Genomic DNA, 13,996 nt, shown 5'->3' on the forward strand with positions numbered 1-13,996 from the left:
GCGCTGACGGGAGCGCAACCGCTAAGCGGTCATCGCAGACCTATTCCGCCCACCCGGCTACTGCGGAGGCGTCACCCCGTGGCGCTCGAGGAAGCGGAAAATGCTGTTCCACAAATGCGGGCCGATCTTCGGTCCGGACACCCGGTGGGTATAGCCGGGGTAGAGCATCATCTCGAACGGCAGGTTGTTTTCCTGGAGCACCGAGATCAGTTCGGAGGAATTCTCGAACACCACGTTGTCGTCGGCCATGCCGTGGATCAGCAGCAGCGGATCGGCGATCTTCGTCGCATCGGGAATGGCGCTCGCCTTGGCATAGGCATCCGGCAGCGCGCGCGGATCGCCCATGTAGCGCTCGGTATAGTGGGTGTCGTAAAGCTCCCAGCGCGTCACTGGCGCGCCCGAAATGCCCGCCGCATAGAGCCCCGGATCGGCTTCGAGCATCTTCAAGGTCATGTAGCCGCCATAGGACCAGCCATAGATGGCGATCTTGTCGGGATCGACGAAATCGAGGCTCTTCAGGAACAGCGCCCCGGCCTTTTGGTCGCGCACCTCGGCTCCGCCCATCGCGCGGTAGAGCGGCTGTTCGAAATCGACCCCGCGATTGGCCGAGCCGCGATTGTCGAGCTGGAAAAAGATATAGCCCTTGTCGACGATCGCCTGCGCCAGCGCCCCGCCCCAGCCCTTGGTCACCATCTGCGGGCCGGGGCCGCCATAGTGCTGGAAGAACACGGGATAGCGCTTGCCCGGCTTCATATCGGGCCTCAGCATCATCCAGTGAAGCGGCGTCCCGTCCTCGGCGGGGATGGTGCCAAATTCGGGCGTCGCATGGCTGGCGAGGAAGGGCGCATAGGGATGCTCGCCCTCGATCCGGTTTTCCTCGATCCACGCAACCGGCTTGCCATCGGGCGTGGCGAGATAGGACTGCGGCGGCTGGTTCGGGCTGGAGCGGGTGACATAGAGCAGCCGTCCCTTGCCATCCATGCTCGCAGAATTGGTGAAGGCGGGATCGGTGAGCAGTTCAGGTTCCCCCGTCCCGTCAAGCCGCGCGCGATAGATCTGCTGGGTCAACACGCCCTGGGTCGCCTGATAGGTGAAGGTCCCCGCCTCCTCGTCCACGCCGACCAGCGCGGTGGTGGGCGAGGTGCCGCTGGTGAGCTGCTGCCAGGCCCCCCCGGCATAGCGGTAGAAATGTCCGAACCCGTCGCGCTCGGACCACCACAGCAGGCTGCCGTCCTTGAGAAAGCGGTAATTGTCCGACAGGTTCACCCAGTAATCGGGCCGCGCCGCGCGCTCGGTGAACCAGATCGTGCTCGCGCCCGTGGCCGGATCGACCCTGAGCACATCAATCTTCGTCTGCGCGCGGTCCTGCCGCTGGACATAGATCGCGCTGCCGTCAGGCGCCCAGTCGACGCGGGCGACATAGATGTCGATGTTCGGACCCAGATCGATCTTCACGCTGTTCGCGCCGTCCGGATCCATCACATAAAGCTCGACCACCGCATTGTCGGTGCCCGCGGCAGGATAGCGCTGGTCGAACACCTTGGTGCCCTTGGCGCCGATCGCCGCGCGGGTGACGATGCCGACGCTGGCTTCATCGGTGCGCTGGACGACGATGCGCTTGTCGTCGGGCGACCACCAGTAGCCCTGGAGCCGCGCCATTTCCTCCTGCGCGACGAATTCCGCCTCGCCCCAACGGATCGTCTCGGCCTCGCCCGCCGGGGTGATCGGCCGAAGCCCAGCCCCAACCGGGCCGACCCACAGCCGCCGGTCGCGCACGAAGGAGACATAGCCACCCTTGCTCGACAGCTTGGGGTTGAGTTCGCTACCCTCGGTGTCGGTCAGGCGGGTGATGGTGCCATCGAGCCGCGCGAGGTAGAGATCGCCGTCGAGCGGCACCAGCACGCCTGCCCCGTCGCTCGCCCATTGATAGGTGATGATGCCCTTGAGGCTGCCGACCCGCGCGCGCTCGCGCTGCATCTTCTCGTCTTCGGACAGTTCGCGGCCCGATCCCAGCGCCAGCGAATCCACCAGCATCCGCCATTCGCGGGTCTCGATGTCGTAGCCCCACAGGTCGTAGCGGTCGCGATCATCGGCGCGGTTGCGCAGCAAGGTGAGATAGCGGCCATCGGGCGAAAGCTTGGCCTGCCGCGGTGCGGGACCGTCGAGACCGGGCGAGGCGAAGACACGCTCGAAGGTGAGCGCCGGAGATTCAACCGCCATGGCGTCCTCTGCCAAGGCCGGAGCGGTCAGACAGGTCGAAAGCGTCAGGGCAACCGCAGCAAGAAAAGAACGCATCCAAAGCTCACCTCGTCATTGCAAGCCGCCGGCGGGGCGGCGCATTTTTGCTCCTCGCAATCACGTTGAGCAATGGCAAGGGGGGCAATGGCAAGGGGGGCAATGGCAAGGGGGCGCAAAGCAAAAGGGCGGCCCCTGCAAGAGCCGCCCTTCACAAATTGCTGCCGATGAGCCTTACGCCTTGGGCGCGGTGGCCTTGCGCTCGGCGATCCGCGCGCTCTTGCCGGTGCGGCCGCGCAGGTAATAGAGCTTGGCCCGGCGCACGACCCCGCGACGGACCACGGTGATGCTCTCGATAATCGGCGAGTAGAGCGGGAAGACGCGCTCGACACCTTCGCCGAAGCTGATCTTGCGTACGGTGAAGTTGCTGCCCATGCCGCGGTTCGACCGGGCGATCACGACGCCTTCGTAGTTCTGAATGCGCTCGCGGTTGCCTTCCTTCACCTTCACCCCGACGCGAACGGTGTCGCCCGCGCGGAATTCGGGGATATCCTTGCCGGACTTGGCGATTTCTTCGGCTTCAATCTGCTGGATCAGGTTCACTGGCCAGATTCCTTCGTTTTGCGCCGCGCGTCAGAGGCAGACTGGACCCGAGCGCCCTCGTGGCGCTCCCACAAGTCCGGCCTGCGTGACCGTGTGTCATCTTCGCTCCTTGCCTTGCGCCAAGCAGCGATCTTCGCATGATCCCCCGATCGCAGCACTTCGGGGATCTTGCGCCCTTCCCATTCGTAAGGTCGGGTGTATTGCGGATATTCGAGAAGGCCGTTTTCGAAAGACTCCTCGGCGCCGCTCAAGGCCGCGCCCATTACGCCGGGAAGCAGCCGAATGCAAGCGTCAAGGATGGTGAGCGCAGCCAGTTCGCCCCCGGAGAGCACGACGTCGGCGAGGGAGACCTGCTCGATCTGGGGCCGGGCTTCGAACAGGCGCTCGTCGAACCCTTCGAACCGTCCGCACAGGATGATCACGCCTGGGCCAGCAGCCAGCTCGCGGATGCGGGCCTGGGTGATGGGTCTGCCCCGCGGAGTCATGGCGAGGATGGGACGTCCCGCGGCCGGAGCGCTGTCGAGCGCCCGTGCCAGCACATCGCACTTCAAGACCATCCCTGCCCCGCCGCCCGCTGGCGTATCATCGACGGTGCGGTGCTTGTCGGTGGCAAAGTCGCGGATCTGCACCGTCTCGCAGGCCCACTTGCCCTCGGCCAGCGCGCGCCCTGCAAGCGAGTGCCCGAGCGGCCCGGGGAACATCTCCGGGTAAAGCGTGAGGATGGTGGCCACGAAGCTCATCGCCAGATCGCCGCCTGCCTTGCCCACCGATCCGCTGCCAGCGCGAACACGTCGGGCCGCGCCTCATCCCCGTGGCTCTCGGGACGCGTCGGCCTCTCGTTGGCGGCAACAGGATCGCGTGCGGAAAATAGCCTGCCCTGCCTCTTGCGCGCTTGCGCGACGACGCCCGTGTCGGGCGCAGCGACCACGCAGCCGCCACGGCTGAATCGATGCGCAGAGCGTGCCCGAACGGCAGCCCCACCGCCGACCCGCGCCAGCCGGACGCGCGCATCCTCACCGGGTCCGTGAAACGGCGCGCGGGCGCGCATGCCGGCCCCGTCGAGCCTCGCCTGGGTATCGAGCGGAGCCAATGCGGCCTCAACCACGGCGAAGCGAAGCTTGATCATGCCTGCCACTTACGCGGCAGGCCGTGCCGCCGCAACCGCCGCAGCCGCTATCACCGGCTGCCGCTGCCGCCCTGCTGGCGCAGCGCGTGGATCGGCTCCCACGGCGTGCCCACCAGCACTTCGGTGCCGAGCAGCGCGACCGCCATGGGCACCTCGTCCGCGCGCGGCGGGCCGTCAAGGCCCTCAAGGGCGGTCCTGCGCTGCGCCACTTCGGCAATCCCGGCCCGGGTGCGCGGGTCGATCGCAAGAATGCGGATCAGCGCGATCAGGGCGGTCAGCCCCATCAGCGCGATCAGCAAGCCGGTCGGCTCGCCCAGCGTGCTGCCGGCCCGCTCGCGGTAGAACCCCATCACCAGAAGCACCGCTAAAGGGGCCGCCGACAGCCAGCGCAAGCGCGAGACTTCCTCGGGTCGCAGCATCAGACCGCTGTGCCGCAGCCGCAACAAGAGCCGATCGGCATGGGGAGCGAGCACCGCGCGCGCTTGCTCGCGAGTCAGCGGCCCCTCGAAAGCCAGAAGGGCGCAGCCCGCGGGACTGGCCGGGAGCCGCGGATCGGCGACCACCAGCTTGCCCCCCTCACCGGCCGCGAGCCCGCCGCGCAGAAAGAGATCGGCCAGCAGCACATCAACGAATCGTTCGCGCCCGCCAGCCAGGTGCGCAAGGCTTTCGGCATCGGGCGAGTCGCTGCGCCGGCCGGGCCGCCGCAGGTACACAGGGATCAACCACGCGGCCAAGGTGGCCAACCCCAAAAGGGCCGCGTAAAACAACAGATAACTGCTGCCCGTCCAGGACGAGAACAGTTGCATTTTTATCTTCCTTCCCGCGGGCCAGCCCACCGCAAGGAGGATCAGGCCCGGCGCCAGTGCGACCCGGCGTTGGCTCGCGATAGCATCGAAAAAGTTAATAGCCATACCCCGCACAGCGAACGACAGGCGCCCAAGCGCTGAGAGCGGAGCATCGGCCGCCGGCCGCCGGGTCGGCGGAAAGCGCGGCTGGATGGGGCGATCCCGACGAGCCTGATCGCCCGGCCCATTGCTGGTCAGGCCATGACCGAACGCGGCGCGCAGCACCTTTGAGCAGAACACCTGCCGGTAATCACGGCTTCAGGTGCGATGGCCGCGGCAAGCCCGGTTGCCCTGCTCCGGGAGGCGCCTCCTCATGCCTTGCTGACATGGCGAGGGAGCAGAAGCGCCGCTGGCCTGCGCTGCCAAGCGCAGCCAGAAGGCCTCACCACGGGGCCGGTTCACACCCTCATTCTTCGGCGAAGGCCCCGGCGATGACAAGCCGGTGTTCGTCCCATTCGAGCACAGCAGCAGGGATGATCGGCACCATGAAGGTCTTGGTGCCCTTTTCGGGCACGGGATCGCGGGCGATCTCAAGGATGTCGGTCGCGCCGAAGTTCTCGATGGCGAGCACGCTGCCGACGACTGCGCCCGTGTCGGTAACAACCGTCAGGCCAATGAGGTCGGCGTGGTAATATTCCCCCTCACCCAAAGGCGGCAGGGCATCGCGGGGCACGCTCAGCAGGGTGCCGCGCAGGCGTTCAGCGTCGGCGCGCGAGTTGCTTTCGGCGAAGCGGGCAATGGCCCCGCCCTTTCCGTCCTCGCGGATCTTAACCAGCGTAAGCGCGCCGTCATTGAAGTTTGTCTGTCGGGCGAGGGTGGCAATCCCCTCTCCGAACAGCTTCAGGCGCACCTCGCCCGCCACCCCGTGCGCGCCGGCGATGGCGGCAAGGGTGACGGGCTTGGTCATGGGTGCTTAGCCTTCGGCCTGCTCTTCGGCGGCCGGGGCTTCTTCGGCAGCCGGAGCGGCAGCGGCGCTGGCTTCTTCTTCAGCGGCACGCGCGGCTTCTTCGGCCGCGGCGATCTTGGCGGCACGCTCTTCGGCGCGCTCCTTGGCCTTTTCACCCGGCTCGCCCTTCTTCGGGTTGTTGCGGGCGGCGCGTTCCCTGATGCCGGCGGCGTCGAGGAAGCGGGCGACGCGGTCGGTCGGCTGCGCGCCCACGCCCAGCCAGTAACGGGCGCGGTCTTCGTTCAGCTTCACGCGCTCAGGGCTGTCCTTGGCGAGCAGCGGGTTGTAGGTGCCGATCTGCTCAAGATACTTGCCGTCACGGGGCGAGCGGCTGTTGGCAACGACGATGCGGTAATAGGGACGCTTCTTGGCACCGCCGCGCGAGAGCCGGATGGAAATTGACATAAGATCTTACCTTTCGATTGGAATTGATGTGAAATATTGAACTGAACCGTATGAAATAAAGCTATTTCTTTCCAGGCGGGCCGCCGAGACCGGGCAGTCCGCCGATTCCGCCGCCGAGACCCGGCAGGCCACCCCCCATCGGGCCGCCGGGGCCGCCCATTCCCCCGCCGCCGAACATCGCGGCGAGGCCCTTGAGGCCGCCCATCTTCCTGATCTGCTTCATGGCGCGGGCCATTTCCTGATGCATCTTGAGCAGCTTGTTGACGGTCTGCACATCGGTGCCGCTGCCCGCCGCGACGCGCTTCTTGCGCTTGGCGTTCATCAGATCGGGATTGGCGCGTTCCTTCGGGGTCATCGACGAAATCACCGCTTCGAGATGGAGCAGCACCTTGTCGTCCATGCCGCTGGCCTGCATCGCGGCCTTGGCCTTCCTCATGCCCGGCATCATGCCCGCGAGCATCCCCAGCCCGCCCATGTTGCGCATCTGGCGCAGCTGCATGGCGAGATCGTCGAGATCGAACTTGCCCTTCTCGATATTGCGGGCAAGCTTTTCGGCGTCCTCTTCCCTGATCGTCGCGGCCGCCTTCTCGACGAGGGCGACGACATCGCCCATGCCGAGGATGCGGTCGGCAACCGAACCGGGACGGAACACCTCGAGCGCGTCGAGCTTTTCGCCGGTTCCGGCAAACTTGATCGGCTTGCCCGTGACCGCGCGCATCGATAGCGCCGCACCGCCCCGCGCATCGCCGTCCATGCGGGTCAGCACCACGCCGGTGAGCGGCACTTCGCCGCTGAAAGACTGCGCGACGTTCACCGCGTCCTGACCGGTGAGCGAATCGACCACCAACAGTACCTCGTGCGGGGCCGACACGCTCGCAACAGCCTTCATCTCGGCCATCAGCGCGTCATCAACGTGAAGGCGACCGGCGGTGTCGAGCAGCAGCACGTCGAAGTTCTGCAAGCGCGCGGCTTCCATCGCGCGGCGGGCGATATCGACCGGCTGCTGGCCGGGGACGATCGGCAGGGTCGCGACATCGACCTGCTTGCCGAGCACGGCGAGCTGTTCCTGCGCCGCCGGACGGTTGACATCGAGCGAGGCCATCAGCGCCTTCTTGCCGTGGCGTTCGCGGATCAGCTTGGCGAGCTTGGCGGTGGTGGTGGTCTTCCCCGAGCCTTGCAGGCCCACCATCATGATCACCACCGGCGGGCGCGCGTCGAGGTTGAGCCCCTCGGTCTCGGCCCCGCCGAGGGTGGCGACCAGTTCGTCGTGGACGATCTTGATGACCTGCTGGCCCGGCGTGACCGAGCGCAGCACGTCCTGCCCCACGGCCTTTTCGGTAACGGCATCGATGAAGCGGCGGGCGACGGGGAGAGCAACATCGGCTTCGAGCAACGCGATGCGCACTTCGCGCATGGCATCGCGCACGTCCTGTTCGCGCAGCGCGCCGCGGCCCTTGAGCCGCTCGAACACTCCGCCGAGACGGTCGGAAAGCGTATCGAACATCGCCTGCTCCTCCTGCCGGGAACCGCAGCGCCCGGAAAACGCGAAAAACGCCGGCGGACGAAACCTCGTCGGCCAGCGTTGCGAAAAAGCGCCCCCTTGGGCTGTCCCTTCCCGACTTTAATTAGTGGGTGACTGGTGGAGCCTAGCGGGATCGAACCGCTGACCTCAACACTGCCAGTGTTGCGCTCTCCCAGCTGAGCTAAGGCCCCGAGCCAGTCATCATCCGCGGCAAAGCGATGTGCCCTGCCTGCGGGAGGCGGCCATTAGTCGGGCCGCATCCCGCTTGCAAGCGAAAAATCAGCTTTCGTCGTCGTCCTCCTCGCCGGTGCCGGTCGACACGCCGAGATCATCGTCGCCGCCCAGATCGACATCATTGTCGGGCGAATCGCCATCCTCGTCGATGTCCTCGATGTCCTCCAGATCGCCCAGATCATCGTCCCCGCCGAGATCGGCATCGGCGTCGGCATCGACCTTCTTTTCTTCCTCGAAGGGAATCGGCTGCTTGGACTTGAGCACCGGCTCGGGCGTCCAGGTCTCGCCGCATTCGATGCAGGTCACCGGGTCTTCCTTGCCGAGATCGTAGAAGCGGGTCCCGCACTTCGGGCAGGTACGCTTGGTTCCCCATTCGGGCTTTGCCATCATCATTCCTCAAATCAGGCCTGCCCACTGGCTGGGGCGGGCGGAAACTTGCTATATTCGCGGGCGCTGTGATCGGGATTGTGGGTTCCGGCAAGCCCTTTATCAAGAGCAGCCCGGCCCGCGCGCGGCCCGCCTTGCCAGAAGCGCGGGGCGCTGTCAAAGACCGCCGCCTGATGACCAGCCACACCTTCGTTCCCCTCGGCCCCTTGCGCGGGACCATCCGCGTGCCGGGCGACAAGTCGATCAGCCACCGCGCACTGATGTTCGCCGGCCTCGCGGTGGGCCGCAGCCGCATAACCGGCCTGTTGGAAGGCGAGGACGTTCTGGCGACCGCTGCCGCCATGCGCCAGTTCGGCGCGACCATCAGCCGCGGCGAGGATGGCGTGTGGATCGTGGACGGAGTGGGTGTGGGCAGCCTGCTCGAGCCGAAAACCGCGCTCGACATGGGCAATTCGGGCACCTCGACCCGCCTGCTGATGGGGCTTGTCGCCAGCCATGCGATCACCGCCACCTTCATTGGCGATGCCAGCCTTTCTGCCCGGCCGATGCAGCGGGTGATCGATCCGCTATCGCAGATGGGCGCATCCTTCGAAGCCTCGGCAGGCGGCACTCTCCCGCTGATGCTGCGCGGCGCTTGCCCGGCGGTGCCGATCACCTACCGGCTGCCCGTTGCCAGCGCGCAAGTGAAGAGCGCGGTGCTGCTCGCCGGGCTCAACACGCCGGGAATCACCCGCGTCATCGAACCCGTCCCCACCCGCGACCATACCGAGCGGATGCTCGGCGGCTTCGGCGCACGGCTCGACGTGGGCGAGGAAAACGGCGAGACCGTGATCGCCATCCACGGCGAGGCCGATCTCAGGCCCTGTGACGTGACCGTCCCAGGCGATCCCTCCTCCGCCGCCTTCTTCATGGTCGCTGCGACGCTGGTGCCGGGGAGCGACCTTACGATCGAGAATGTCGGCCTCAACCCGACCCGCGCCGGGCTGCTCCACGTGCTGCGCCAGATGGGCGCGGACATTTCCGAGGTGAACCCCCGCGAGGTCGGCGGTGAGCCGGTCGCCGACCTGCGCGTGCGCCATGCCCAGCTTTCGGGCGTCGAGGTCGACCCGGCCATTGCTCCAGCCATGATCGACGAATTTCCGGTGCTGTTCGTTGCCGCCGCGCTGGCCAGCGGCACCACCCGCACCACCCGGCTCGAGGAACTGCGCGTAAAGGAGAGCGACCGGCTCGCCGCCATGGCCGCCGCGCTCACCGCGGCGGGCGCGCAGGTTGTGGAGCACGCGGACGGTCTCACCATCCGCGGCACCGGCGGCGACCCACTCCGGGGCACCGGCAAGGCACAAGTCAAGTCGCTGCTCGATCACCGCATCTGCATGAGCATGGCCGTGGCGGGTCTGGTCAGTGAGGGCGGCGTGGAGGTCGACGACATCAGCCCGATCAACACCAGCTTTCCCACCTTCATGGCCCTGCTGGCCGAGGCAGCGGCGTGAACACCCCGCTCGACTGGCCGAGCATCATTGGCCTCGCCGGCACGGCCTGTATCATTGGCGCCTATGCCTATCTGACGCTGGCCCGCACGAGAAACCCCTTCCTGCTCCACGGCACCAACCTCTTGGGCGCGGCGCTGCTGACGGTCTCGCTCATCTACCACACCAACTGGGCAAGCCTCGTGCTCGAATTCTTCTGGGCCTCGATCGCGATCATCGGACTGGTGCGCGCGTGGCGGGGACGCGATACCGAGGGAGAGAAGCCATGATGCCGAAGCCACTCCTTGCCGCAGCCCTCGCCCTGCTGCCGCTCGCGGCGCAGGCGCAGACTGCCGCTCTTCCCACCGATCCCGCCGCAGACTGGTCGGTGCCGACCTCGGAGCACCGCGTCGCGGTCGAGGGCGGCAAGGTCTGGGTAAGGGTCAATGGCATGATCGGGACGGGCGCGACCCCCGTCATCCTCATCCACGGCGGCCCCGGGGGCACGCATGTCAATTTCGGTAGCCTGCTAAGCCTTGCCGACCAGCGCCCGGTGATCCTCTATGACCAGCTCGACAGCGGGATGTCGGACCATCCGGAAGACCCGGCCAACTGGCGCCCGGAGCGCTTCGTCGCCGAGCTTGAGGCGATCCGGGTCGCTCTCGGGGTCGCGCGCTGGCATGTGATCGGCCATTCATGGGGCTCGGCGCTCGCGCTGGAATATGCAGCCCGCTATCCCGAGCACACCGCCTCGGCGGTGCTGAGCGGCACCTATATCTCCACCCCGCACTGGATCACCGGCACCAACTTGCTGATCCGCGAGCTGCCCGATGATGTGGAGGCAACGATCCGCGCCTGCGAGGGGCCCAGCCCGCCCGCCGCCGAGGTGTGCGAACCTGCCACCGCCGCCTTCTACGCCGCCTACAACGGCCGTCCCGATCGCCCCGCACCCTCGCCCGAAATGCGCGCCTATCGCGCCCGCTACGGCGGCAAGGGGTTCAACGCCAGGCTCTACAACGCGATGTGGGGGCCGACCGAATTTCGCGCCTCCGGCAGCCTTGCGACCTATGACGCCACCCATCTGCTTACCCAAGTCGACGGCAAGCGCATCCTTTTCGTGATCGGCCAGTACGACGAGGCGCGGCTCGATGACGTGCAGGATTTCGTGGCGCTCACGCCGGGTGCGGAGCTGGCGGTGGTGCCGGGCGGCAGCCATGCCTTCATCAGCGAACGCCCCGAAGTCGCCGAGGCGATCTTGCGCGACTGGATGAGCCGCATCGACGAGCGGGAAAGCGCCGGCCGATGATTATCGCTGTCGATGGCCCCACCGCCTCGGGCAAAGGCACGATTGCTAGAGCACTGGCGGCGCATTTCGGCCTGCCGCATCTCGACACCGGTCTGCTCTACCGTGCGGTCGGGCGGCAGGTGCAATTGAACGGCGCGGATCCCGACGATCCCGAAGCCGCGCTGGCGGCCTGCGCCTTTGGCAATGACCTGCTGGATGACGCGATTTTGCGGTCCGAGGAAGTGGGTGGCTTGGCCAGCCGGGTGTCGGTGCATCCCGCCGTCCGCCGCGCACTTTATGAACGCCAGCGCGCCTTTGCGCTGCAAGCGGGCGGCGCGGTGCTCGACGGGCGCGATATCGGCACGGTGATCGCGCCCGAGGCCGAGGTCAAGCTCTTCGTCACCGCCAGCGTGGCCGAGCGCGCCCGGCGGCGCTGGCAGGAGATGAAGGCTCGCGGAATCGATGTGCCGCTCACCGCAATCGAACGCGACATCGCCGCCCGCGACGCGCGCGATATGGGCCGCGAGGATGCACCGCTCAGGCCCGCCACAGATGCGCTCGTGCTCGACACCACCCATCTCGGCCGCGAGGCCGCGATCGAGGCCGCGATAACGGCGGTGTTGGCAAAATCGGCCCGCGCCTGAACGCTTTCCTACCCGCATCCGGTGCGCCAGGTTGTCTGGCGTGGCGAGCCGTCCACTCCTTTCCCTTCACCCGCTAGCCCCGGGCGGGGCATCGCGCCCGCACGCGCGGCGCGGCATATTGTGCGTCAGGACTGTGTCTCATGTGTCTCCTACAGCCCTCAAGCTGAACGCACACATCGGCCGCAGCAGAGCCGGAAGGGGCGATTCTCCTTGCCTTTTGCACCGCTCTCCCCTAGGCGCGCGCCCGTTCTGGCAATCAATTTGGTTGAAGGAACCTTCGCACTGGCATGGGGCCTTGCGGAGAAGTCTGCCTCTTGCCCCGCCAGCCCCGGCAATGGTGCCTGGGAAGCGGCTAAAGACCCCGGAAAAACCGGTGGCCGGTAGCACAACGAAACAGGACTGAGCCTAGACATGGCAACGCAAATGCCCACCCGCGCCGAATTCGAGGCGCTTCTCAACGAACAGCTCGGCGGCGCCGGCGAAGATGGCTTCGAAGGCCGCGTCGTCAAGGGCACCGTCACCGCGATCGAGAACGGCTATGCCGTGGTCGATGTCGGCCTCAAGAGCGAAGGCCGCATCCCTCTCAAGGAATTCTCGCGTGGCGAAAACGACCACGGACTGACTGTTGGCAGCGAAGTCGAAGTCTTTGTCGACCGCGTCGAGAACGCCGATGGCGAAGCCATGCTCTCGCGTGACCGCGCCCGCCGCGAAGCCGCGTGGGACAAGCTGGAAAGCGAATTCGGCGAAGGCAAGCGCGTCGAAGGCCGGATCTTCGGCCGCGTCAAGGGCGGCTTCACGGTCGATCTCGACGGCGCTGTGGCCTTCCTCCCCGGCAGCCAGGTCGACATCCGCCCGGTGCGCGACGTCACCCCGCTGATGGACGTGCCGCAACCCTTCCAGATCCTCAAGATGGACCGGCGCCGCGGCAACATCGTCGTCTCGCGCCGCGCCGTGCTCGAAGAGACCCGCGCCGAACAGCGCAGCGAACTCATCAACGATCTGGTTGAAGGCCAGATCATCGAAGGCGTGGTCAAGAACATCACCGATTACGGCGCCTTCGTCGACCTCGGCGGTATCGACGGCCTGCTGCATGTCACCGACATGAGCTACAAGCGGATCAACCACCCGAGCGAAGTGATCGCCATCGGCGACACCGTGACCGTGCAGATCGTGCGCATCAATGCCGAAACCCAGCGCATCAGCCTCGGCATGAAGCAGCTCGAAAGCGATCCGTGGGATGGTGTCTCGGCCAAGTACCCGGTCGGCATGAAGCTGACGGGCCAGGTGACCAACATCACCGAATACGGCGCCTTTGTCGAGCTTGAGCCGGGCATCGAAGGCCTCGTCCACGTCTCGGAAATGAGCTGGACCAAGAAGAACGTCCACCCCGGCAAGATCGTCTCGACCTCGCAGGAAGTCGAAGTGGTGGTGCTCGAAGTCGACAGCGACAAGCGCCGCATCAGCCTCGGCCTCAAGCAGGCCCAGCGCAACCCGTGGGAAGAATTCTCGGAAAAGCACCCGATCGGCTCGGTGGTCGAAGGTGAGGTCAAGAACGCGACCGAATTCGGCCTGTTCATCGGCCTCGACGGCGACGTCGACGGCATGGTCCACATGTCGGACATCGCCTGGGGTATCTCGGGCGAGGACGCGCTCGCGCTGCACCGCAAGGGCGAGGTGGTCAAGGCCGTCGTGCTCGATGTGGACGTCGAGAAGGAGCGCATCAGCCTCGGCATGAAGCAGCTCGAAAAGGGCGCGCCTTCGGCTGACGGGGCAGCCAGCGCTTCGAGCCTGCGCAAGAACCAGACGGTCACCGTCACCGTGCTCGAAGTGCGCGATGGCGGCCTTGAGGTTCAGGTCGGCGAAAACGGCGCGACCGGCTTCATCAAGCGCAGCGATCTCGGCCGCGATCGCGACGAACAGCGCCCCGATCGCTTCCAGGTGGGCCAGAAGGTCGATGCGATGGTGATCGGCTTCGACCGTTCGAAGAAGCCCAATTTCTCGATCAAGGCGCGTCAGATCGCCGAAGAAAAGGAAGCGGTGGCGCAGTTCGGTTCGTCCGACAGCGGCGCTTCGCTCGGCGATATTCTCGGCGCCGCGCTCAAGAAGGGCCAGGAATGATTTTGTGGCGCCCGCCCCTCGGGGCGGGCGTCCTCGATGCGGTTCGCGCTTGGCGTGCGCACCTGTGGGCGGCCAATCGGCCTTGCGACACCTGCGCGGTCGGCTCCGCCCTCAAGCAGCGCCGCGACAAGGCAAAAAAGAGGTCCCGCTTGCTTTGGCAGGCGGGACTTTTCCTTTGCC

The 13,996-nt window shown here is 66.5% G+C and carries 14 protein-coding genes and 1 tRNA gene; 5 read left to right on the top strand and 10 right to left on the bottom strand.

What is annotated here, in order from left to right; all coding sequences use genetic code 11:
- Nucleotides 1-57 precede the first annotated feature (57 nt).
- The 10 genes from BZF61_RS03635 to BZF61_RS03680 form a co-directional block, all read right to left on the bottom strand.
- Nucleotides 58-2,295, bottom strand: coding sequence for a S9 family peptidase (locus BZF61_RS03635; RefSeq protein ID WP_086617289.1), 2,238 nt, complete (start codon nt 2,293-2,295; stop codon nt 58-60).
- Nucleotides 2,296-2,469: 174 nt separating this feature from the next.
- On the bottom strand, nt 2,470-2,838 hold the full coding sequence (rplS, locus tag BZF61_RS03640; RefSeq protein ID WP_086617290.1) for a 50S ribosomal protein L19: 369 nt from the start codon (nt 2,836-2,838) through the stop codon (nt 2,470-2,472).
- The gene (trmD, locus tag BZF61_RS03645) at nt 2,835-3,578 is read right to left on the bottom strand and encodes a tRNA (guanosine(37)-N1)-methyltransferase TrmD (RefSeq protein ID WP_086617437.1); all 744 of its coding nucleotides are present in this window, start codon (nt 3,576-3,578) and stop codon (nt 2,835-2,837) included. Before trmD ends, rplS begins: the two co-directional genes overlap by 4 nt.
- On the bottom strand, nt 3,575-3,964 hold the full coding sequence (locus tag BZF61_RS03650; protein ID WP_086617291.1) for a hypothetical protein: 390 nt from the start codon (nt 3,962-3,964) through the stop codon (nt 3,575-3,577). The genes trmD and BZF61_RS03650 overlap by 4 nt, the downstream gene beginning before the upstream one ends.
- 50 nt (nt 3,965-4,014) lie before the next feature.
- The gene (locus BZF61_RS03655) at nt 4,015-4,770 is read right to left on the bottom strand and encodes a TIGR04222 domain-containing membrane protein (protein WP_158094050.1); all 756 of its coding nucleotides are present in this window, start codon (nt 4,768-4,770) and stop codon (nt 4,015-4,017) included.
- 445 nt (nt 4,771-5,215) lie between these two features.
- On the bottom strand, nt 5,216-5,716 hold the full coding sequence (gene rimM, locus BZF61_RS03660) for a ribosome maturation factor RimM (protein WP_086617293.1): 501 nt from the start codon (nt 5,714-5,716) through the stop codon (nt 5,216-5,218).
- 6 nt (nt 5,717-5,722) lie between these two features.
- On the bottom strand, nt 5,723-6,160 hold the full coding sequence (gene rpsP, locus BZF61_RS03665; protein ID WP_086617294.1) for a 30S ribosomal protein S16: 438 nt from the start codon (nt 6,158-6,160) through the stop codon (nt 5,723-5,725).
- 61 nt (nt 6,161-6,221) lie between these two features.
- Nucleotides 6,222-7,664, bottom strand: coding sequence for a signal recognition particle protein (gene ffh, locus BZF61_RS03670; protein ID WP_086617295.1), 1,443 nt, complete (start codon nt 7,662-7,664; stop codon nt 6,222-6,224).
- Between the two features lie 133 nt (nt 7,665-7,797).
- Nucleotides 7,798-7,873 (bottom strand) — tRNA-Ala (locus BZF61_RS03675).
- 88 nt (nt 7,874-7,961) lie between these two features.
- Nucleotides 7,962-8,303 carry a TIGR02300 family protein gene (locus BZF61_RS03680; RefSeq protein WP_086617438.1) on the bottom strand — a complete coding sequence of 114 codons (342 nt, stop codon included), beginning with the start codon at nt 8,301-8,303 and terminating at the stop codon, nt 7,962-7,964.
- A 173-nt stretch (nt 8,304-8,476) separates the two neighbouring features.
- Here BZF61_RS03680 and aroA point away from each other — a divergent pair, with 173 nt between their 5' ends.
- The 5 genes from aroA (at nt 8,477) to rpsA (ending at nt 13,816) form a co-directional block, all read left to right on the top strand.
- Nucleotides 8,477-9,793 carry a 3-phosphoshikimate 1-carboxyvinyltransferase gene (gene aroA / locus BZF61_RS03685; protein WP_086617439.1) on the top strand — a complete coding sequence of 439 codons (1,317 nt, stop codon included), beginning with the start codon at nt 8,477-8,479 and terminating at the stop codon, nt 9,791-9,793.
- A complete protein-coding gene (locus BZF61_RS03690) occupies nt 9,790-10,059 on the top strand; it encodes a CBU_0592 family membrane protein (RefSeq protein WP_086617296.1) in 270 nt (89 codons plus the stop codon). Before aroA ends, BZF61_RS03690 begins: the two co-directional genes overlap by 4 nt.
- A complete protein-coding gene (locus tag BZF61_RS03695; protein WP_086617297.1) occupies nt 10,056-11,075 on the top strand; it encodes a proline iminopeptidase-family hydrolase in 1,020 nt (339 codons plus the stop codon). The genes BZF61_RS03690 and BZF61_RS03695 overlap by 4 nt, the downstream gene beginning before the upstream one ends.
- Entirely contained in the window at nt 11,072-11,698 is a 627-nt protein-coding gene (gene cmk, locus BZF61_RS03700; protein WP_086617298.1) for a (d)CMP kinase, read from the top strand. The genes BZF61_RS03695 and cmk overlap by 4 nt, the downstream gene beginning before the upstream one ends.
- A gap of 411 nt (nt 11,699-12,109) precedes the next feature.
- Nucleotides 12,110-13,816, top strand: a complete 1,707-nt coding sequence (gene rpsA, locus BZF61_RS03705) for a 30S ribosomal protein S1 (protein ID WP_086617299.1) — start codon at nt 12,110-12,112, stop codon at nt 13,814-13,816.
- The last annotated feature ends 180 nt before the right edge of the window (nt 13,817-13,996 follow it).

Source organism: Erythrobacter tepidarius, from assembly GCF_002155695.1.
Taxonomy (GTDB): Bacteria; Pseudomonadota; Alphaproteobacteria; order Sphingomonadales; family Sphingomonadaceae; genus Erythrobacter; species Erythrobacter tepidarius.

Coding starts and splice junctions, on each gene's coding strand:
- trmD (WP_086617437.1), bottom strand. CDS start 3,578: ATGAGCTTCGTGGCCACCATCCTCACGCTTTACCCGGAGATGTTCCCC.
- BZF61_RS03680 (WP_086617438.1), bottom strand. CDS start 8,303: ATGGCAAAGCCCGAATGGGGAACCAAGCGTACCTGCCCGAAGTGCGGG.
- BZF61_RS03650 (WP_086617291.1), bottom strand. CDS start 3,964: ATGATCAAGCTTCGCTTCGCCGTGGTTGAGGCCGCATTGGCTCCGCTC.
- BZF61_RS03635 (WP_086617289.1), bottom strand. CDS start 2,295: ATGCGTTCTTTTCTTGCTGCGGTTGCCCTGACGCTTTCGACCTGTCTG.
- ffh (WP_086617295.1), bottom strand. CDS start 7,664: ATGTTCGATACGCTTTCCGACCGTCTCGGCGGAGTGTTCGAGCGGCTC.
- rpsA (WP_086617299.1), top strand. CDS start 12,110: ATGGCAACGCAAATGCCCACCCGCGCCGAATTCGAGGCGCTTCTCAAC.
- cmk (WP_086617298.1), top strand. CDS start 11,072: ATGATTATCGCTGTCGATGGCCCCACCGCCTCGGGCAAAGGCACGATT.
- rpsP (WP_086617294.1), bottom strand. CDS start 6,160: ATGTCAATTTCCATCCGGCTCTCGCGCGGCGGTGCCAAGAAGCGTCCC.
- BZF61_RS03655 (WP_158094050.1), bottom strand. CDS start 4,770: ATGCAACTGTTCTCGTCCTGGACGGGCAGCAGTTATCTGTTGTTTTAC.
- rimM (WP_086617293.1), bottom strand. CDS start 5,716: ATGACCAAGCCCGTCACCCTTGCCGCCATCGCCGGCGCGCACGGGGTG.
- aroA (WP_086617439.1), top strand. CDS start 8,477: ATGACCAGCCACACCTTCGTTCCCCTCGGCCCCTTGCGCGGGACCATC.
- BZF61_RS03695 (WP_086617297.1), top strand. CDS start 10,056: ATGATGCCGAAGCCACTCCTTGCCGCAGCCCTCGCCCTGCTGCCGCTC.